This window comes from Lysinibacillus sphaericus (assembly GCF_006864135.1).
GTDB lineage: Bacteria > Bacillota > Bacilli > Bacillales_A > Planococcaceae > Lysinibacillus.
Genome location: NZ_SADV01000001.1, coordinates 396,521 through 418,834, shown reverse-complemented (window position 1 = coordinate 418,834; position 22,314 = coordinate 396,521). Strand labels below are relative to the sequence as shown.

Here is a 22,314-nt window from a genome sequence, read left to right as displayed (position 1 = left end):
TGGCCCTAGAGAAGCGGATGTTTTTTCTGCGAAAGTGTAGCGACAGCAACAAAGCGCCCAGTCGGAACGGAAATCAACTACACGTTATGATCATAAGCTAAATCATTCCAAAACATTGTCGTAGTTTGAAACAGTATTCAATCGATACGAAAGGAAGGATATTTAATGGCTCAAGTTGTAGAAAGTTTGGAAACAGAAGGTTCGGAACAGGAGCAATTTAGTTATGTCGTACATGGCGCCATCATTTCATGCGAGCATGGTAGCCACCTCAATTATTTAAATTTGCCGCAAGATCATGGCGTTTTTATTAAAGAGAAAGCCGTCATGAATGTAGGGGATCGAAACCCAGAAAACATTCCAACCTTTGGTGTTTGCCTAAAGTTAGAAAAACCGTGCACACCGACATGCTCCATTGATTGGATGGAAGGCATGGAAAATGTCAATATCGAGGGAAAGCAAGCGTTATTAAGCCGCTGCCATACGCAATGCTCAGCAGGTGGAGGCAAAATCGAAATTATTCATGACGGGCAAGAGGAAGTAGAAATACCGATACAAGGTTTTTAAAGAGAGGTAGATGGAAAGGAGGTAAGTAATGAAATCGCTAGAAGAAAAGGAAGTACACATGATTAGTACGTATGAGGATCTTGTGCTCGAGTGGAATTATCCGCTTATTCATTTAGATAAATTAACGATCAAACATAAGGGCAATGACCATGCGAGATTGTACTTTACGGGAATGATTGCTGAGGAGCAAGCGCAAAAGTATATTCAACGAGTCAATCATACGGATGAAATAGTTGTGAAATTTGGACGAGACAGTGCCGTATTGTTCTCAGGAAGAATAGAAAACGCGGAGTTGCAGGCAGCTCAAGGGGTGCACTATGTCTCCGTTGAGGCTGTATCATTTACAGCAAATATGGATATTGCGAAGCGCTCACGTTCTTTTCAAGATGCCAATATGACGTATGTGCAGTTAATAAATAACATCGTGAAAGCCTATCCTAATGGGGATTACATCGATCAAGCTTCTAACGGTCAAGCCATTGGTAGTATTGCGATTCAATACTTAGAAACAGATTGGGAATTTATTAAAAGAATGGCCTCCCGTTTGCACGCCGTTGTTTTTCCTGATTTAAAAGGAAAAGGTGCTCGATTTTGGCTTGGTACACCTCAAAGTAGGAAAAGCATAACGATCGACCATCTGCCCTCTATAGTACGTATGGACGTCGATGCGTATCGTCTGATTACAGAAAACGATGGGACGGAAGTGAGTGAAGCCGATTATACATTTTGTGAGTTTGAAAGTACGGAACCCCATGAGTTGGGCACGTTGGTGCAATTCAAGGGAAGTTCCTATATCGTAACGGCTAGGGAAACCCTTCTTGAGGGAGGGGTGCTGAAGTTTCAATATACTGCCCAACCAGAGAAAAGTATTCGTCAGCGGTTAGTACGCAATCTAGATCTCATTGGTGCAGCATTTACAGGAAAGATCATTGATGTTACGCAAAACACCGTTAAAATTCATTTAGATATAGATAAAAGCCAGGATCAAGGAGAAGCACATTGGTTTGCCTATTCAGCAGATGCCAATGGTGTTATGTATTTAATGCCCCAAATAGGTGCACGTGCTCAATTGCATTTTCCAAGTGCAGTTGAAGAAGAAGCCATCGTAATCAGCTCCGTGCGTGTTAATCCTGCCACACCAGAGGGTGGACAAAAGCAGGCGAAGAAAATGGCGGACACTACCGTTAAATCATTGGCGACCAATGTTGGGAAAGATGTAACATTAGGCGTCGGTGATATTACCTTTAGTGCAGTAGATGGCGTATTGGACTTAAAGATGGATGATGGGGATGGCGTAACATTTCAAAGTAACAGTACCATTATGCTTGCGGCCGATGAAACACTTGAAATTAGTGGAATGAAGGAGCTAGCCGTAGAGGCGGAAGAATGGATCGCGATATCAGCGAAGGAACAAAGTCACGTGATTATGGCCGCTGACACCCAATTAATTAGTACGCTCATTGAGCAAGAAGGTATAGAAAAGCAGAGTCAACCACCGAAGTTAAATGAAGAAGCGATCGAAGCTATGAGTAAAGTTGACTTAATTTTCCCGCAAAAGGCAGAAGAGAAGAAAGAGAAGGAAGGCTGGTTTAGTAGTTTATTAGATGGTGTAAGTACAGCGCTGGATATCGCTGGGTTTATTCCTGTCATCGGTACATTTGCGGATATTGCGAATGCAGGAATTAGCTTGGCAAGAGGGAATTACATGGATGCAGCCATGAACTTAGTAGGTGCAGTCCCGTTAGTTGGTGATGCCGCTAAAGCTGCCTACAAGGTCAAAAAAGGGGCAAAACTCTTAGATAAAGCTGGTGATGTTGCAAAAGGAGCAGATAAGGTAATAGATGCTTCAAAAGCTGTAGCAAAAGGGATGAAGGCAGCTTATCCGAAAATATCTAAAACGTTAGATGCAGTAAAGGGACTAGCGGAACTAGCCAACAAAGCATCTAAGGGTGTGAAGACGGCCGCAGATAAAGTCATCTCATCGATGGATGAATTGCTCGCTGTGTCGAAGGCAGTAGACGGAATGAAAGCTGTGGCCAAAGCCGGGCTAACGAAATTTAATCATGGAGTCTTAAAGAAATTTAATTGTACACAAGGGTTAAGTAAAAAATTCTGTAAAAGAGGATTTGAGCCTGTTGATTTAATTACAGGGCGTATGATTTATGAAGGCATCGACTTTGAACTACCTGGACCGATCCCCCTTTCATGGGAGCGCGCTTGGTACAGTGATAGTAGTCGCATTGGCTTAACAGGTCATGGTATGCACTTTACATACGATCTAGCCTTAGAGATTTTTGAAGAAGATGACCTGATTGGGATTGTAGTAACGGATGGTCGCGCAGTAGGATTTCCAATTTTACCAATAAAATTGCCGTATTTTAACAAACGAGAAAGAATGACTTTAACCAATACAGGCGAGGAGTATCATTTGTTTGAGCATGATACAAGATTGATTTATGTATTTGAACAAATAACAGAAACAAAATACCGATTAAAAGAAGTAAGAAATGAGCAAGCGCATCATATTCAATTTGCGTATAACCTTAAAGGTTTCCTATCCCAAGTAACGGACAGTGTGGGAAGAGTGCTCGAAGTTACTACTAATGAGGTAGGCAGAATGACAGAAGTAGCCTTACGCAACCAGATGAGTCGTGAAGTCTTAGTCCGCTATGATTACAATGATGGACAAGATTTAATCGAAATCCAAGATGCGTTAGGACAAAGTACGCATATAAAATATGTGAATCACTTAATGATGCAAAAAACAGATCGTAATAAAAATAGCTTCTTCTGGCGCTACGATGGTCCAACTACAGGTGCAAGAGTCATCAAAACATGGGGAGATGGCAATGTCCTTGCAGGGGAGCTTTCGTATCACAATGGCTATAATGAAATTACGAATAGCTTAGGTCATAAGAGTTATTATTATTTCAACGAAGATAATCTCTGTACGAAAATTGTTCATCCAGATGGTAGTGAAGTTAGCTATGAATATAATGGGGACTTTGAATTACTGCAAGAAGTAGATGAAGATGGTCGTGTCACGTCATATAGCTATGATGAGTGGGCAAATCCAGTGACGATTACTCTTGTAGATGGCAGTACCTTCTCCTCTCAGTATGATGAGAGGGATAGGCTGATTCAGGCTGTTAACGCAGAGGGGGGAAGTCGTCAATGGATCTATAATGAAGACAGTACATTACAGGCAAATGTTTTAGAAGATGGCACGAAGACTGAATTTTCCTATAATGAGAAATGTTTAATTAAAACGGTGACAAATGCGCAAGGCCATATGGTAAGCTTAGCTTATGATGCTGATTTGAACTTAAGTCGAGTGACATTGCCAGACGGGACGAGTTCAACCTGGACGTATGACCTTCGTGGGAATTGTACAGCAACGACAAATCCCTTGGGGGCAACAGAGAAATTCCATTACGATAATTTGAATCGCCTTGTACGAGCAAATCTTTCAGATGGTAACGACGTTCAATTAAAGTACGATGCCTATGAAGATATTGTTTTTGCGAAAGATAACCATACGCAAGTAGCCTTTGATTACACCATTCTTGGCAGTTTAATATCCCGAGAACAAGGTGGGAAAAAGGTCAAATTCACCTATGATACAGAGGAGCAGTTAACCGCTGTCATTAATGAAAAAGGAGAAGCATATCAGTTTGAACGTGATGCGAAAGGGAATATCATCAAGGAAATTGGCTTTGATGAGATGGAAAGAACCTATGAGCGAAGTTTGGCAGGATTGGTTCAGAGAATTCAACGTCCAGGTAATCGTTGGACAGCGTACCAGCATGATGGTCTAGGGAATATTATTCGAGCTGATTATTCTGATGACACTTGGGAAACGTTTGGTTATGACAAGAATGGCTTGTTAATGGAGACTGAGAATGAGCATGTGACCGTAAAGCTGGAACGAGACCCGTCAGGGCAAGTGATTAAGGAGTGGCAGAATGACCATTGGATTGCGATTATTTATGATGAATTAGGCAACCGTTCACAGATTACGAGTAGCTTAGGTGCCAAAATCGATGTTGCTCATAATGAAATGGGCAATGTGTCACAAATCACGGCTTCTCGCTTAGAGCAAAAAAACTGGACAGCATCAATGCAATATAATGAACTTGGTCAAGAGATTGAAAGAATATTACCAGGGAATGTCATTAGCAAATGGCAGTATGATACGACGGGGCGACCAACACACCACCGAATAAGTAGTCAAAACCGTGACACACGAAGACGCGTTTATAATTGGGATGTCAACCATCAATTACGAAGCATGGTAAACGAGTTAACGGGTGTAAAAGTTACCTATGGTTATGATGATTTTAGTAATCTCGTTTTGTCTAATCAAGGCGGTCAATTTGATTTCTTACACCGCAGTGTTGATGCTGTCGGGAATTTGTATGAAACAAAAGAAAAGACAGATCGTGTCTATGGTGCCGGCAGCAGATTGCTTGAAACGAGAGAGGCAACCTTCTCTTATGATGATGAAGGTAGTCTGATTCAGAAAACTGAGAAGAATGGTGATACGTGGAAATTCGAATATAATGGCAATGGCATGATGTCGAAAGTTGTATGCTATTCACAGAACCAATCAGTTTTAAAAGAAGTTACTTTTAAATACGACTCACTAGGCAGACGAATAGAAAAGCGTTCCGATGAAAAAACAACGAGATTTGTCTGGGATGGTAATACGATTCTGCATGAGTATTCTTTCCAGAATAATTCAGGTAAACTAGAGAACCTAGTTGAGAGTTCTTCACAAAGCAAATTCGAAATTCCAGATAATCTGGTCACATGGGTATTTAATGATGGGTTCATACCATCGGCTAAAATTACAAATGAAGGTAACTTTAGTATCATAACAGATTACCTAGGTACTCCAGTTGAAGCTTACAACGAAATTGGAGACAAAGTCTGGTCAGCAGAGCTTGATATTTATGGTAGAGTTAAAGAGTTTACAGGAGAAAAGGATTTTATACCGTTCAGGTTTCAAGGACAATTTGAAGATATAGAAACAGGATTATATTATAATAGATTTAGGTATTATTCACCGCAAATGGGGATTTATATACAAATAGACCCGATTGGCTTGGCTGGCGGTATGGCTCTTTACAGCTATGTGAAAGATACAAATAGCTGGATAGATGTGCTAGGTTTGCATGGGAATTCACTTACTAACACAGCTAATAGTGCTCTATATCAAATAGATATAAATGGAAAAACATTCAAATATGGAATTGGAAATGAAAATCAAAATCGGGTAACTAAAAACCCAATTAAAGTAGTATCACCAAACGGTACTACACATGTAATCCCTAAAGGTACATCAACTCGTTTAACAAGCCAATTAAGAAAAGCATATTCCAATTTCGATGATGTAAAATTTAGTCAAGAACATTTTAAGAATATAACAACTGCAGAAATGCGTAGATTAGAAACTGATAAAATCACAGCACATTTAGATAAGCATGGAAAAGTTCCTGCTGGAAATTTAGGACATAAACACCTTGGTCCTGTTGATGATTATCTGAATGGTGTGAACGATTTAAAGAAGCTAAAAATGAAAAACAATACTCCATGCTCAAAAATATGAGTGAGTAACCCTATTTACAGAAAGGAAAAAATTATGACATATAAAATTAGTAGGCTTTTTAGCCATGAGCCGAATGAACTGCTCGCTAGACCAAGGGTATCGTATAAAATTAGTGAGTATGTTTTCGATTATATAAGAGAAAACATTCTCATTCCCAATAAACTTTTGAAGGATGATAAAATTGATTATAGTTTCACACTTAGTTTTGTAGTATTCGACTCAGAGTTACATAAATTTTTTTATGAAACTCCGTTTAATACAGAAGAAAATAAATTTCGACCGGATACAAAACCCAAAATAATTAATGGGGTAAAGGAAGTTTCTATTAGAGTTGTTTCTAAGAAAATATCTGCGATAATACTTCCATCAGATTATGCAGATATAGTCTATGATATGTTCGGTTCTTTTTTAGTGGCTAGTTTTTCAAAAAAAGTAACTAAGGAAAAAATGGATGAGTTGAAAAAGGGGTTAAACTATACTTATATCAATAGTATTCCATTTCCCGCACCCTTTGAAGAACAAAAGTATATTGCCGATAGCAGTAGTTATCACAAATCAGTAGATTTTAAAGCTATTACAGAGGAAATAATAATAAAGGATGTTTACAAAAAGCACTTTGGTTTTTGATTATCTGGTATTCTCCCCATGAAGTTGATAGATGAAAAAAAGTAACTAGGATATATTTTTTCAATTCCAAAGTTATCTCCTAATAAGGATTCCATGCGTGTATTTCGTCTAGTTATCAAACAAAGAGTTGATGAAGTTCCAAACGAATTAAAAAAGGAAATAATAAATGTAATGAGGAAATTTCTTGATAAAGAAAATATAGTTGTAGCTACTCACAATCCATTTCTTGAATTTTATCGAGCAATTGAGCAATAGTACAGAAGATTTAAAACATGATTGTACAAATAAAAATGAATTGAAAAAGTAAGAAAGTAGATTAGGTTAAAATTATCTTTAAAAAACACACATAAACGAAGGTATAGAAGCCTGCTTTATGTGTGTTTTTGTTAGAAATGGAATTGTTTCATCCTTTCCATTTTGTCCTTGCTATGATGTCTAAGCAACAAAATTTATAAGGTATGGGAACACTACATACAAACTAATAAGTACAGGTAGTTATAGTATTATCACCGACCATTGACATACCGGTAAGTTCCTATGATGAAGAAGGGAAAGAAGTCTGGAAAAGAGAACTAGATATATGGCAGAGAAAAACTAAAACTAACCGAATACAAACAAGAAAAAGCGTTCACAGGAGAAACAGACCTTGTTCCATGCGAAACGATATGCTTCTGAATTATCGAAGAAATTTAGGGAGGATGCAATTAATTTTGCTAAAGAACAGGGTTATGTAAAAGGTACTTCTAATAAAATGAAAAGGTGGATTTTAATTGTTTGCTCAATGCATTCCTTTTGATGATCATGTGAGAGGTAGAATAGGTGGTAATCCTCCAAAATTGATTGAAGACCAAATACCTGATGATTACAGGTTTTATGCAACTCTAGTTCACCCAGAAAAAGAGGATGTTATGCTTTCTATTATTATTCAAAAGAATTTTGATACTTTATTGGAAAATAATATTTATCCTTCAATTGAAGTAAGGGTTATAGAGCATAAATACTCCGAAATTGGAAGCAATATTGATAAAAGTATTTTAGATTTAGGTATGAACTCGATTATTCGGAAAACCAAGAGAATAATTTTTTATTTATTAAAGTTTTGGGAGAACCACGTCTTATTCAATCCAAAAGTTATTATTATGAAGAGCTAGAAAATGATAATTATTCCTTTTTTCTGCAAATAGAGGAGGAAGGCAATAGTGATAATATGGATTATGTGTTTATGTACGGTGCTTTATATCTATATAGGCATAATGAAACAGGAGAGATCATTGCTGGTTTCTGGCAATGCTCTTGAACAACCCAGCTATTAGAGTGTAAAATGCGCACCTACCGGTTACTTTATTCAAATGCGATAGTGCAGATTGAGTAAAGTAACCCTTTTTTTCATAGATTTTGATGTGGTTTTTTGGCAAAAATTCTTGTATTTTCTCTAGGAGAAATAGCTGAAAACATTCTTTTTTATGTGAGCGATGGGGTTCTTGATCAGTCTATAAGTAAAACGTTTTGAATTTATCTGTATAAATTACATATTTCGGCAAAATAATACTTTGGTTACATAAAAATTAAAGTATACCCATTGTCAAGGATAGTTTGGGTTTTATTCTCCATTTTAGATAGGTTTTGTTTTTTAAAATATTTCCCAACGTGGCAGAGACCAAAGATTAGTCTCTGCCTTTTGCTTTGGAATAGTGGTTGTATGGAAATTTTAGAAATCTGTGGAGATAGATATACGAGACGTACAAAGGAAATTTGGTTCTCAATATATAATGATGGAATAAGAGAAATGTTGGAGTACGTAGGGAGCAATGGATATATAACCAATGTAGAACAAAAAAATTTTCTAGAAAATAATTTGTAGATGAGGTATAAGTTATGAGAAGAGAGTTGAAAGTATTACCTAAAATCGGGATAAACGAAGTAGAGCTATAAGTTTGCAAAGAAAGCAGCTGAGGTTCTAATACAAGGTGAAATACCTAAAAGTGCCTATGCTATTCATAAAAAGGGAAGGTGTTATTAAATTATGAAAATAGATTATCAAAATGAAATTGACAAAATTAGAAATTCTTTAAAGAACTACTACAAAAACTACTACAATAATCAATTCAAAAATGAAGTGGAAGATTACATTGAAAACAAAAAGAACAAAGAACTAATAAAAAAAATAATAATTCAAGTTTATAATGATAGTACTCTTTCTGAAGCAGACAGAGGATATATAATAAAAGTAGCGTTAGAACTTCTGGCAAAAAATACAGGTTGTGTAGAAGATGTAGAGATTGCTGAAGATATTCTTAATAGTCTTTTTAATGATATGAAAATATTAAGCCAAGCAGATATTGATAATTTTTATGAGCAATATTCAAGTAGAAGATGGGATTAAGGACTGGATCATTCTCAAAAAAGTAGACGTCAGTTTAGAAAAGTAAAACGAAGCCCATGTACAAATAGAAAATAGACTCCCATGACTTTTCATGTCATAACGAGACTATTTTCTATTAATTTTGTTTTAGCGATGAGTATTTAAACAAAGAGATTGAGCTTATTGGAAGAGCGAAAATGTCAACATTATTAACATTCATGAACTAGTAGATGATTTTGAAAAAGTAATAGATTACTATCATGTAACAGAACTATATCAACATTTTCATTTACCAAAGATTGACGCCCCAATTATACGCTCGTCTTATCGACTAAAAAGTAGGGTTTCTAATAGCCGAGGGATATGGGGGAATATACTTTTAGTTTTTAGCTGATTATTTTATTTCGATGGTTGCTAAAGTAAAAACTAAATAAATTATGCTAATGAATTCTACTGACGGGATTGCCTTTAAGGTGCCAGCATGGAAGGATAAAAGGCAAAAAGAGCCGGAAAATCATTAGGGTAGAACTTAGAAAAGCAAAGAGGGGCTGTCAATTAACAATTAACAGCCCCTAAGTTCATTATCGAGAACTAACTTAATTGCAGTTGATGATCACCTAAACTATGCATTTTTAGATTCCTTTTTAATACCTAAATAAGTGAATGACCTCCAAACATATTCAAGTGGCCCGAAGCGGAATTTGGATAACCAAAGCTTACTAAAAATCACTTGGAAAATAAAAATGACAATCGCAATGATGATAGCTGTCGTTAAGTGGAGTTTTCCGTATACGCCAAATGCAAATGGTCCAAATAACAATGTACAAATGATAGATTGGCCGATATAGTTTGTGAATGCCATTCTTCCAGGGAACGCTAACCACTGTAAAGCTTTCTTCCCTTTCACCGTGTGATAAATAAAGATCAAGCTAATAGCATAAAAGATGGTTAGGAATGGTGAGCTAATATATTGAACAGCAGAAAAATTTTCGAAAAGGAAAGGTAAGATCCAGCACAATGTTCCACCAAAAATCAATGTAAGCAACCACGTAATGAAAAAGCCTTTTCGATATTCTTCAAAACGGTGAAGCCATTTTTTCTTCGCAACAGCCGCTCCGAATAAGAACATTAGTAAGTACGGAAGATTTGTAAATAAATAAAGTATAGGGTTGCCTAGAGAAAGAACATATAATCCATTACGCATTGTATAATAAGTTCTTTCCATAAAATTAGCATTTAATAATTCTTGAATACTTCCATTTTGATGGGCATCTATCGTAAATTGCATAAGCTGACGACTTTCCTCTGACATGGTCATTGACATCATCGTAGAATCGGAGGATAGAGCTCCTAACGTAAATAATCCAAAATATAAGCTATATAAAGTTACGCTAATGATTAACATAACATTAGGTTTTAACTTATGCATGAAAAGGAGTAATAACCCTAAGATTGCATAATCTGTTAAAATATCTCCGAACCAAATGAAATAAGCATGGATACAACCAAAAATAAAGAGCGCAATAAGTCGTCTAAAATAAATTCCCCAGAAGTTTAGTTGCTTTGCGGCGGCTCTTTCCTGCATAATGACCATCCCAAAACCGAACAACATAGAGAACAGCATGACAAATTTTCCATCGACAAACATAGTAATAATAGTATGAACGGTATAATCGGCTTGATTCCAAAAAGAAGTCCATTCATTTTTAAAACTTAGATCTTCCTGCATATAGGCCGGATAAAGGAGCCAAACAATATTGGCTAATATGATTCCTAATAATGCGAACCCCCTCAATACATCAAGTGTTTCAATCCGCTCTTTGGCAGAGATGGGTGAAAGCTTTTGCTTCATATAATCATCCTTTTCATTGTTATTTTGTTCTTTCAACAAATGGCTATTGTTGAAAAAACCTTTGTTAATGAAACTATAAATAATAAATATCAAGATTTTATAAGGAAATTTAAGGCATTGTAATTTATAAATCGAAAAGTTAGAAAGGGAGAGGGATTTGGGGATTTTAAGGAATATCCTTAAAAGCAGTTTCCCTTTATTAAAGATATTTATATAACATTGGCTTATTCCAACTTTAAAATTGGAATGGTAGAAATTTATAATATCGTTATAACGAAGTATTGCGAAAATTAGTACATTATGTGAAAATGCTACATAATCTATTATTTTTTAGCGATTTATAGAAAATATCGTTGAATGCATGTAAAATAATGGTACAATGAAGTTGTAGTTACATTAATAGTTATTAATTCCTTGGAAAAGAATTGGTAATGGAAGTTTGGATATATTCAATACTTTAAATGATGTAACTGTGTGTAAAAGGTATAAAAAAACTAATGAAATGAGGAGATTTTATGATTAAAATGATTCAATTTTTAGAGCAAAATCCGTCGATGGTAACTTTGTTAAAAGAAAAAAAAGCTTCTCTAGTTGGTGTTACTGAGCTTGAGCAGAAGGCAATTTTAGACTCGTTTGATGAAGAACTGTGTTTAGAAAATCGTTTGTGGAACTAAGGTCTACTAATTCTAGATGGTTTTGGCTTGCTGTGGGCATTTATGTAATAATAGGGGTTTATTTATTATTTACATCTCATAGTAAGCCTTTTATAAATATTGAGATAGAAGAAAAAGGCGGAAATTGGATAGTAACAAATCCTTACTATAAGGATTGGGCTAACAAGCATCAAATAGTGCCTGGAGATATAGTATTAAAAGTAGATGGAAAAGATATAAGAAATATTTCCAATGTTAAGTATGAATTCGTAATACGCTCAGCAAATAAATTAACTATAGAGAAACCTAATGGTGATATAGTACATGTACAAATAAAAACATTCGATATTCCCCAACAATTTTATTATGTATTCGTTGTACCTACTGTCTATTATTTCCTATCGTTAATACTTTCTGTATATTTGCATATTAAACAGAAGGAAACACCGCTATTAAATCTATTAATTCTATTTATCTTAACAGTGTCATTAGCATATGTAAGTATAGGTGCGTCTGGGATATTAAATAATGTAGGGATCATTGTAAATCGTAGTAGTATGTTGCTATGTCCTGTGCTTTTAATACATTTTTTAAGGCTTTATTTTGATTTTTTAAAGATAAAATGGTTGTTTATAAAAAACATAAAGATACTATATATATTCCCTCTTTCGGTAGTATTTTTAAGCATTTATGGTATTAGAAATAACGCCATTCATGTTGTCCTTTCAAATGTAATCTTAGGAGCATTTTTCTTATTACTTATTATCATTCTTGGGATTATGATTTCGGGGTATTTTAAATATAAAGTACCACAATTAAAAATATTATTGAGCAGTATAATCATTCCGTTTATACCTTTTCTTTTTCTATACGCGTTACCAGAAGTTATCTTTCATAAACAAATACTCTCTGCAGATATTTGTTCCCTCTTTTTAGTAATAATACCTTTCAGCTTTATATGTACACAGCTCACTGAACGTATATTTGATATGGAATACTTTATTACCCGTTTACGCTATTACTTTAATTTTTCATTTGTTTTTACGATTTGGTTATTAGTAGGTCTGTATGTAATTACAGATTTGTCTATTTCAAGAATGGCGGAAGTATTCTTTTTTGCTTTCTTATCATTAATAGCACTTTTCTATATTAAAGAGAAAATAGATTATCATATGCGAAAAATTCTTTTTTCAACAAAGGGGGATTATATCCATCGATTGTATACGACAGTTGATAGTATTGGTAGGGTCGTGAAGATTGAAGATTTGCTGGATAAATTTGTTCAAGAAATTGCTTTACACCTTGAGATTAAACATGTTTACGTATTAACCTATGATTTGCAAACACATCAAGTTACTTCCACAAGTACATCAAAAGAATATACTCAAAATCAAATGGACGAAATATTACTTGAGAATCTCCGCATGGGGGATGTAAAGAAAACGGAGCATTTTTATATAGCTTTTATCCACCAAGATGTAAATTATAAAAGAATACTAGTCGTAGACCATAATAAATCGATTTATTTAAAGGATGAGGAGTTATTATGGCTTGAATTATTACTTTTATATGTAAATAATTTTATTGAAAACACGAAAATGGTGGAAGATCTATTAGAACAGTTAAAGCATATGAAAGAGGCTGATAAAAGTCAGCTACCATGGCTCAATAAACTTCTTTGGCTACGCTTTGAACAAGAAAAATATCAATTAGCGCAAGAGCTTCATGATACGGTTTTACAAGAGCAGCTACATATTGCTCGAGAAATGGATGTATGTATTCATGCGAAGAGGACAACGGATATTCAGGTGAACCTTACTAAGATTCATGATCATATGATTGCATCGTTGAATGATTTAAGAGGCTACTGTGAAAATTTGAAGCCACCATTATTAGATACACTAGGCTTAAATGCTGCTCTTGAAAAGCTTATTCAAAAAGTTCATAAACGTGCGGATTTTGTTTTAGTTTACACAATAGATCGTCTCTATTTAGAAGATGAGCGTTTAAACTTAATGATTTATCGGCTTTTTCAAGAGTTGTTAAACAATGCATTAAAACATTCGTATGCCAATACTGTCGAAATTCATTTGTTAGAAACAGCAGATGGCTTTGAAATTATTTATTCAGACGATGGTGTAGGCTGCAAAATGGATGGCATTATTGTTTCTGATTCAATGGGAATCAGGGGGATGCAAGATAGGGTACAGGCTTTTAATGGTCAGTTTTCTATCAATACCAATGTAGGAGAAGGAATGTCCATTCGAATTAAAATAAATGAAGGAAATCATACGCATTCCTATGACTACGATACTTATAATAGAAGGTCAACGCTTACTAGAGGATAATATATGAATAGAAAGAAAGATATGAACGATTTTAACACCTCCTAATCTTCTCGTAGAAATTACAGTACGAGTTGGATTCGGAGGTTTTTCATTGAAGTATAAAGAAATCACAACAAAATGAAGGAAGGGTTTCTACAATACAACTTTCAAAATATGCGGATTTGGCAACTTATCAGGTAAAAAATTTAAAGTATGATTATTCATTCTAGTAAGGAGAAACGCACATGCTATTAGAAGAACGGTTAAATAATTGGGTAGATTCTTTTAATCGAAACGGGTATTTGAATGGTACTTTATTAATTGCATCTAATGGGAATATTCTTTTAAACAGAGGGTTTGGTATGGCGAATTGGGAGCATAGCATCCGAAATGTACCAACAACTAAATTTCGTATAGGGTCACTTACGAAAGCATTTACGGCGATGGCTATATTTCAATTGCATGAAAGGCAAAAATTGAATATAGATGATGGGGTAGGAAAATATCTACATGATTATCCGAATGGTCAACAAATAACGATATTTCATTGTTTAACGAATAGTTCCGGAATACCTAATTATACTAATGCGCCTGATTTTTGGTTTCGCACAATGAGATTGCCATCAACATTAGATCAGCTTATTGATTCCTTTAAAGAAAGGGAATTAGAGTTTGAACCTGGTAGTAAATTTGGCTATTCAAATTCAGCGTATGCGTTGTTAACGGCTATTATTGAAAAAGTTTCAGACATGTCTTATGAAGATTACATACAGCAGCATATATGTTACCCATTAGGTATGGATCATACAGGCTGTGATAATGGGGTGAAGCTAGTTTCAGGTTTAGCTTCTGGTTATTCATTTTGGGAAGAGCCCATACATTCGGCGTATGCAGATATGTCATTTCCATTAGGTTCTTACGGTTTATATTCTACAACAGAGGACCTATTTATTTGGGATCAGGCATTAACATCATCCAAATTACTTCGCAAAGAATTAACAGAGAAAATGTTGACTCCAAATCTTGGATCCTATGCATGTGGCTGGATGGTCTCTGAAGTAGTGGGAAAAAAATGTGTGCATCATTTTGGAGATATTAGCGGGTATTCAAGTGATTTCCTTAGATTTGTCGATGACCAAGTTACGATTATCTTTTTAAGCAATATGAATGTTACACCTGTCATGCACGTAAGTAGAGAGATTGCAAAGGTCGTTTTTGATAAAAATGTATCTTCATTGGCCCCTGCAGTTCCAATAACGTTCACAAAGAATGAATCTATCGTGGGGCAATATTCAATGAGAAATAAAGTACTTACTATTTCTATTAAAAATGAAGAGCTTTATCTAACGGTCCCTAAGATGTATGGCGCATTATATAAATTTAAGCTTATACCAATTAGTCATGACGCTACGAAAAGCGCTTTTTTAACCGAGATGATTTATGAACAATTGATCTTTTATTATTCATTATCAGGCGAAATAGAGCGCGTGCAATATATCGATTGTTATGAAAAAACGTATATGCTTCATAAGCAATAGATGGAATATTATATTTTGAAACTAGAAAGAGGCATCCCAAATCATAGTTGAGATGTCTCTTTGAGTTTATTCATTATATGCGTTTAGCGTGAACACGAAGATACTTTTCAACATCATTGTAAAGTCCTGATTGATTTGCGTATTTCACATAGTTTTTGGCAGTACGTAACCATTCTAATGTAGATGGCTGTATCTCTTCTAAAACGTGTAATAAATCATTTGTTGTGATAGGACGTTCATCACCGGTTGCTAAAATTTCAGCAAGTACATTTTCGGTAGCTAATTCAATCGTATTTTCAATGTCTGCACCTGAGAAAAACTCAGTTTGAGCAGCTAGTGTTTCGACATCTATTTCTTCAGCATATCTTCCTGCTAGCTTCAATTTAAAAATTTGCTCTCTCGCTTTTTTATCTGGTGGAGCGACAAAGATGAGACGATCGAATCGACCAGGGCGCTTTAAGGCACTATCGATATCCCAAGGGGTATTTGTAGCAGCCATAATAAGTACTTCATCTGTGCTTGTATCAATTCCCTCTAACTCTGTAAGGAATGTGTCGATGATTCCTCGAGTATATTCAGAAGCTTTAGACCGACTCATACCAATCGTGTCTACTTCATCAAAAAACATAATACTTGGCTTTTGAAAACGTGCTTTATCAAAAGCCGCTTTTAAATTTTGTTCACTTTCACCAATATAGCGATTTAATATGTCTGTAATATGAACAGGATAGAAATTAGCCTTACATTCACCAGCGGTTGCACTGGCAATAAATGTTTTTCCACAACCAGGGGGACCATAGAGCAGTACACCGCCGCCTACTTTTTTTCGAAACTTAGCAAATAGACCTTTGTTATAAAATGGGCTAATAATACGTAAAGTAATGGTCTTTTTTAAGTCATCAAGTCCAGCAACATCCGTAAAAGTGATTTGTTCCTTACCTTTTTTTACTGTTTTAGGGGCTTTACCATCAATAATTTTTAACCTAGGTGTAAAATCTATTATTTGATCCGACTCGGTTTCTTTACTTTTGTCTTCTCTTTCAAGCAATGCTTCTGCTGAAGCGGCAATGTCTTCAGTAGTCTCAATCATTTCATCTGACTTCGTTTGCTGAATTTGCAAACTCGTTTTTGTTAATTCATTTATGATTTCCATACGTAGTGTATCATCTGTACAGAGAGAAATTCCTGTTGAATACGATTGTATAGCTTCTAACCAACGATCGTTTTCAGCAAGCTCTTTTCCAAGCCAGTAATGTGCTTGAGGGTCAGTTGGGCTTTGTTCCACCATTTGCTGTAACCATTTAATTTTATCCATATCTATAACCCCTTACTTTTCTTAGTCCCTTTGCCAATGGAACTGATATCCATGTATAAAGTGCAAGGATTACATAGCATTTTAAAAACAGCATGGCTATACTATCAAACCCTAGTGCTAGTAATAAAAAGGTTAGCCCAATCCCTACAAGCCAAATGATAGATGGACCCCCTAAACGCTCTATAAAACGATTAGGCGCTAGCAGAGGGTGGGTTGTAATTTCCATCTCTTCTAATAGAGCTAGTAATGTTTGATCCTCAGGATTTAAAAGAAAGGCTTGTCTGTAATATTCTTTCGCTTCTTTTTCGTTATTTCGGAAGGAGGCATTTATTCCGAGGTGCAACAATTTTGCCACTTCACTATCTGCTGAATTCATATATTGTTCTAATGCAAGGATTTGTTGTTCTTTACTTCCATGTACACCTTGTAAAATAAAGTTTCTCCGTAATACATATGAATTGTCCGGATCTAATTCTAATGCTTTATTGATTAATAACTTTGATTTATTACGATATCCTGTTTGTTTCATTAAAACAGCATAGCCTGCATGTGTTTCTGCATTATTTGGATTTAAGCGAAGTGATTCAAGAAAGGCTTCTTCTGCTTCTTGCCATCGCTCGGTCTCCATGTATAGATGGCCGAGAAAATAAAATATGATTTCCTCATCGAATCCTAATCTCATCGCTTCATGAAATTGTTCTTCAGCCTCACCAAATTCGTTTATTGCATAGTTACTGTAGGCTAACATATACCAAAGCCGGCTATTTTCACTATTGTCATGTAATTCCTCATTAATAAGCTCAATAACTTGGGGATATTTCCCTATATTAAAATAATGCTCGATAACTTCAAAGGATGGTTCTTCATATTCATCATATTCTTCAAATTCACTCATAATATATCTCCTTTCCTATAGTGCTAGTAAGAATAACGTAACCAAAGCATCGATTAAGCCAGAGAAGATGATTGCGATAAATCCTGGCTTCCATAATGATTCAGCACCACCATCTACTGCTAAATGTTCTTTATACGGCTTGTCTAAAAATGCGAAGAAAATGAAAAAACAGGCAACCCCAAATAGTCGACCAACAAATTTAATATATTTTTCATCTATGGGGATGAGTTGTTGACCAATTGCGTAAACGACTGCAAGCTTCGCAATAATAAGTACAATACTAATAATCGTTAATAACTGTATGTGTTTTTTCTCAATTTTTAGCCATTTAGCGTTTTGTATACCTAGTATGGTAATGGCAAAAATACCACCAAATGTAGCAACAAAAAATAGATTACTAATCTCATAGCTTCTTGTCCTGTCTACTTCATTGTTTGTTAAACTAGGTTCATATAGATTTTCCATAATTCCATCAAGCTCCTGTTTCCTATTAATATCCTGATAATAGTTGTATTATACATATATTTCTTTAAACTGGAAACACCTTCTTTACAGGATTGTCATGCTCCTTCATTCTCATTACAAAAAAACTTACTATATTGTTCTGGTTAATTTTTTGAATCAAATTCTATAATCAAAAAAATACTATTTTCGTTATTGAAATAGGGAGAAAATGCACGTTTTAGAATTATTCAATAAAATGAAGAGAATTATTAAAAATGTAACCGATATAATTCAATAGATAATAGAGGAGGTATGTAAATTTGAATAAAAAATTATTTTTGACAGCAGCAGCTATCCCGGTAGCTCTTATTGTACCAACAGTTGCAGGAGCGGCAGCCAATACAGTTTCCGTCACAGGAAATAATATAATAAATGAAACGTTAAAAGCTTCTATTGAAAACTTACCAGCAAATTCAATTGTTAATGGTTATCAGTGGTATTATGTAGATGGTTCTAACGATTCAACGAAAAAACCAATCTCTGGTGCTACAACTGCGTCATTTACAATACCAGTTGAAGCGGCAGGCAAAGCAGTTTTCGTGGAAGCGACTACAACAAATGGCGATAAGTATAAGAGTGAACCCCGTTCGATTAATGACCTCAAACTTTCAATAACTGCTCCAAAAATTGATAGTAGTTCAAATTATGCAGTACCAGGTGAATTGGTACAAGTCGCAGGTGCAATTGTAACCGATGATGCCGGAGCAAAGTTACAAAGCAGTCAAATTACATATAGCTATCAATGGTTTTATAAAGTTGGTGAATCCTTCACAATTATTGATGGAGCAACTAACGACACATACAAAATTCCTAAAGATGCTTTAGAAAAAGGCATGAAAGATATCATTGTTAAAGTAAAGGCAAAGGTAGGATCTTCTTTCGTGGAATCTGATGTTTCTGCTGTGAGATCAGTATCGAATGAACCTTCTGATTCAATGGTTGAAGACATTAAAACTTTACTAATAAATGACAACAAATATAATATGACAAGTCTAGAATCTTTTAAGTCAGCTGTCACGGCATTGGAAAGTAAATATCAGGCACTATCAACTGTAGCAAAGGCGAATGTAACAAATTATGATGTATTAAAGAGAGCAGCTGCAGATGTAGATTTAATTAGCAAGTTAAATGAGAAAGTAGATAAGGTAAAAGAGGTTAATGAAAAAGACCTACCAAAATATTTAAAAGAAATCGATGAGGCCTATGATAAGTTTGATTTATTACAACGTAGCTTAGATCTAAATGATGCTCTATACAATAGCATTAAAAACATTTTGAAAGATCCGGCAGATATCGAAGAATTTAAAGAAGTTAGAAGAATCAATCAGACAATTGTAGCATTATTAACATATGAAAATTCCTTTGCGAAGTATGTACCTACTAGCTTAGAATCTTTACAAGCAGCAGTTGAAACAATTGAAAAGGATATAGCAAAATTATCTCAAAATTACCGAGCAACTGTTCAAAATCAAACAATTTTAAGTGATGCTAAAGCGGATATTAAAAAGATTGAACAATTTATTAAACTTTTCGATAAGCTGTCAGAAAAAGATTCACCTAGCAAACAGGTGACTACGGCAAAATCAATACGTACGTCTTATGAAAAGTTAACTTATAAACAACTTCAACTTGTACCAGCAAAATATATGCATACATTACTTCTAGCAGAAAACGCGGAAAACAGTCAAATAGACAAATTAAATAGCGAGATCGACAGTTATGTAGGCGATGTGGTTGATAGTTACCCAATTGATCCGTCAGTAACTACTTGGCAAAGTCATGTTAATAATGTAAACCGTATTATCAATGAATATAAGGGCTTAACGAAAAATTCAGCGGCTAAAATTGTCGGATATGATAGCATTGTAACCTTGCAAAAAGATTTTAAAGCAGCTGAAAAAGTTGTTAAGGATATGGACGCCTATCAAAAACTTTCAGTAACGCCAGGTGTAGCTGAAAGTAAGTTAAAAACGAACTACACGAATGTATTGAACGCTTATAATAAGTTAACTAGTCTACAACAATCACTTGTTTATAATGCAAATGATTTTTTATTAAATACACCAACTATTACCGTTAATACAAATGGTAAGGAACCGGCTGATAAAGCTGCTGCATTGGCTTTAAAGGCTGATGTGGATAAGCTTGCTGATGTAACGAAATATACATTTGTACAATTTGAATCTGCTGTTAATGCAGCAACAACAAAATATAAAAACCTATCTTCCGCTGGACGAAAGTATGTAACAAACTATTATTTATTAACAGCGGCTAGTAAAGATCTTTCTGGTGTGAAATCATTCCATAAAAAAGTGCAAACCGCAAGAGAAGAAACGGATGCTACGAAACAAGCGAAAAAAATTCAAACAGTACAAACTGCTTATGCAAAACTACCTGCAAATCAACAGTTTCTTGCAAAACAGCAATATGAAGATTTGCTCAATAATCGTTTAGAAGATGGCAATGCACCAGATATCACTAAATTAAATAATGAAATTGCAAAAATTGTCTCAAATGATACGTATACAGTTTCAATGGAAAAAATTAATGAGCTTTCAAAGCAATATAATAAGCTAAGCTCTAGCGATAAAAAACGTATTACGAATGCTTCCATCTTAACAACAGCAGTTTCTGATGTAAAAAAAGTTGAATCATTTATGAAGACGTATGAAAAATCATTTAATAGTAACCCAACTACTGTCATCAAAGCTTTTGCTAAGCTTACATCAAAACAAATGAGTTTAGTAAGTCCAGAAATAAGACAATCCATTATTGATCAAGATAAAAATCAACAACAGTCTAATGAAATTGCTTTGAAATTAGTGGACTCCATTAATTCATTGCTTGTAAATGGTGAATATATTGATGACTTGGAGACGAAAGTAAAAGAAATTCGTACAGCATATGATGGTCTTAGTGCTTCCGAAAAGAGCGTCGTGAAAAACTATTCTAAGCTAACTCAGGCCGAGAGTGATTTGAAAAAGGTAGCAGAGGTTCATGCTCTTTACGTGCCAGCTACAAACGATAATGCAGCAGCTCGTAAAGCTTGGCAAACTGCATACGGTAAGCTCTCGAAGAAATTAGAAATTTTATATAAGAAGATGTATGCAAACGATTTATAAAAAATAGTTTAAACCAAAACCCCGATAAAGAAATTTATTCGGGGTTTTAATGTGTGTGCCTGGAATGAAGATGTTGATAATAATTGTTTCAAGTCCTTAATATTGTGTAAAATTCTATACAAAGTTTTTCAACCCTGATTTTAGTTTTCCTAAATTTTACAGCTTGCGTTGGAATTCGCCGCCAACCACATAAAGAACGCCGCTAAAACATAAAGTTTCGCTGCTAACAAGCTTTTTCGCGGTTCTATCAGCGATGTTAGCGATTCAAGAAGTGGAAGATATGACCAAAAATTAAAAGTTAGGTGATAAAACGAGAAAGTTAATCGATAAAATTCAAAAGTTGGGTGATAAAACATAAAAGTGTTCCGATGAAATTCATAAGTTGGGTGACATTATGTTAAAAAGTATATGTGGAGAAGTGATTGGAGAGAGGAAAATGGTTCAGGTAAAGCTAATATGGCGAAGGCTAGTATTTTCGATGATGTCGATTTCTATCTGATATAATACACCTCTCTTGCAAACATGCAGCAGCTGCACCATATCTAGGAAGAGGTGTATGAGATGCCGTTGAGTTAATGAATGTTAGGGTAAACTATTTACGTGAGCATATCATGCCAAAAGCGAGCGTGCATTATACGGTACAACATGTCGTGCAACCATATGAAAAGGTGACAGAGCGCTTAAAAAACATCAAGTATAAAATTTATCAATAATATAAGGCACAATGACTGAAACATCGTTAGAAATCGCCTTTGTGGGGGTAGCGTCATATTTTATCCCGAATAAAAGACTGTATGATGTGATGCAAAAACTAATACTTAATTGAGAAATGCAAACTTATGAAATAGACTGCTGTTGATTAAATTGAAATCCAGCACATATTGAAGAAGAAGGAAAGTCTGGGTGAGGAGACTTTTCCGGAAGGCTAAGCATCCAAAACTTTA

General features: G+C 34.9%; 13 protein-coding genes and 1 pseudogene. 10 read left to right on the top strand and 4 right to left on the bottom strand.

What is annotated here, in order from left to right; all coding sequences use genetic code 11:
• Positions 1-165: 165 nt before the first annotated feature.
• The 5 genes from C7Y47_RS01900 to C7Y47_RS01880 all read left to right on the top strand — a co-directional run bounded on the left by C7Y47_RS01900 (position 166) and on the right by C7Y47_RS01880 (position 9,185).
• A complete protein-coding gene (locus tag C7Y47_RS01900) occupies positions 166-564 on the top strand; it encodes a DUF4280 domain-containing protein (RefSeq protein ID WP_142507208.1) in 399 nt (132 codons plus the stop codon).
• Between the two features lie 28 nt (positions 565-592).
• Positions 593-6,175 (top strand): RHS repeat-associated core domain-containing protein, encoded by a 5,583-nt coding sequence (locus tag C7Y47_RS01895; RefSeq protein ID WP_142507207.1) that lies wholly within the window; start codon positions 593-595, stop codon positions 6,173-6,175.
• 33 nt (positions 6,176-6,208) lie between these two features.
• Positions 6,209-6,802: a hypothetical protein gene (locus tag C7Y47_RS01890; protein WP_142507206.1), complete on the top strand. Its 594-nt coding sequence runs from the start codon at positions 6,209-6,211 to the stop codon at positions 6,800-6,802.
• A gap of 770 nt (positions 6,803-7,572) precedes the next feature.
• Positions 7,573-7,953, top strand: a complete 381-nt coding sequence (locus C7Y47_RS01885; RefSeq protein WP_221887658.1) for a hypothetical protein — start codon at positions 7,573-7,575, stop codon at positions 7,951-7,953.
• An 872-nt stretch (positions 7,954-8,825) separates the two neighbouring features.
• Positions 8,826-9,185, top strand: coding sequence for a hypothetical protein (locus C7Y47_RS01880; RefSeq protein ID WP_142507205.1), 360 nt, complete (start codon positions 8,826-8,828; stop codon positions 9,183-9,185).
• A gap of 601 nt (positions 9,186-9,786) precedes the next feature.
• Here the strand turns inward: C7Y47_RS01880 and C7Y47_RS01875 are convergent.
• Positions 9,787-11,016, bottom strand: coding sequence for a DUF418 domain-containing protein (locus C7Y47_RS01875; RefSeq protein ID WP_142507204.1), 1,230 nt, complete (start codon positions 11,014-11,016; stop codon positions 9,787-9,789).
• Positions 11,017-11,531: 515 nt separating this feature from the next.
• On the opposite strand from C7Y47_RS01875, the gene comX reads away from it, so the two are divergent.
• The 3 genes from comX (at position 11,532) to C7Y47_RS01860 (ending at position 15,534) form a co-directional block, all read left to right on the top strand.
• Positions 11,532-11,690, top strand: coding sequence for a competence pheromone ComX (gene comX, locus C7Y47_RS01870; protein WP_142507203.1), 159 nt, complete (start codon positions 11,532-11,534; stop codon positions 11,688-11,690).
• Positions 11,691-11,722: 32 nt separating this feature from the next.
• Entirely contained in the window at positions 11,723-14,017 is a 2,295-nt protein-coding gene (locus C7Y47_RS01865; RefSeq protein ID WP_255504969.1) for an ATP-binding protein, read from the top strand.
• Positions 14,018-14,241: 224 nt separating this feature from the next.
• A complete protein-coding gene (locus C7Y47_RS01860) occupies positions 14,242-15,534 on the top strand; it encodes a serine hydrolase domain-containing protein (RefSeq protein ID WP_142507201.1) in 1,293 nt (430 codons plus the stop codon).
• Between the two features lie 73 nt (positions 15,535-15,607).
• On the opposite strand, the gene C7Y47_RS01855 is transcribed toward C7Y47_RS01860, so the two are convergent.
• Genes C7Y47_RS01855 through C7Y47_RS01845 form a run of 3 tightly spaced genes read right to left on the bottom strand, consistent with a single transcriptional unit; the run spans position 15,608 to position 18,209 of the window.
• Positions 15,608-16,849, bottom strand: a complete 1,242-nt coding sequence (locus C7Y47_RS01855; protein WP_142507200.1) for an ATP-binding protein — start codon at positions 16,847-16,849, stop codon at positions 15,608-15,610.
• Positions 16,842-17,744, bottom strand: a complete 903-nt coding sequence (locus tag C7Y47_RS01850; protein ID WP_142507199.1) for a tetratricopeptide repeat protein — start codon at positions 17,742-17,744, stop codon at positions 16,842-16,844. The genes C7Y47_RS01855 and C7Y47_RS01850 overlap by 8 nt, the downstream gene beginning before the upstream one ends.
• Before the next feature lie 15 nt (positions 17,745-17,759).
• Positions 17,760-18,209 (bottom strand): hypothetical protein, encoded by a 450-nt coding sequence (locus C7Y47_RS01845; RefSeq protein ID WP_142507198.1) that lies wholly within the window; start codon positions 18,207-18,209, stop codon positions 17,760-17,762.
• Positions 18,210-18,508: 299 nt separating this feature from the next.
• On the opposite strand from C7Y47_RS01845, the gene C7Y47_RS01840 reads away from it, so the two are divergent.
• Entirely contained in the window at positions 18,509-21,370 is a 2,862-nt protein-coding gene (locus tag C7Y47_RS01840; RefSeq protein WP_142507197.1) for a hypothetical protein, read from the top strand.
• A 429-nt stretch (positions 21,371-21,799) separates the two neighbouring features.
• A pseudogene (locus tag C7Y47_RS26230) lies at positions 21,800-22,190 on the top strand (amidohydrolase); the annotation flags it as partial.
• Between the last annotated feature and the right edge of the window lie 124 nt (positions 22,191-22,314).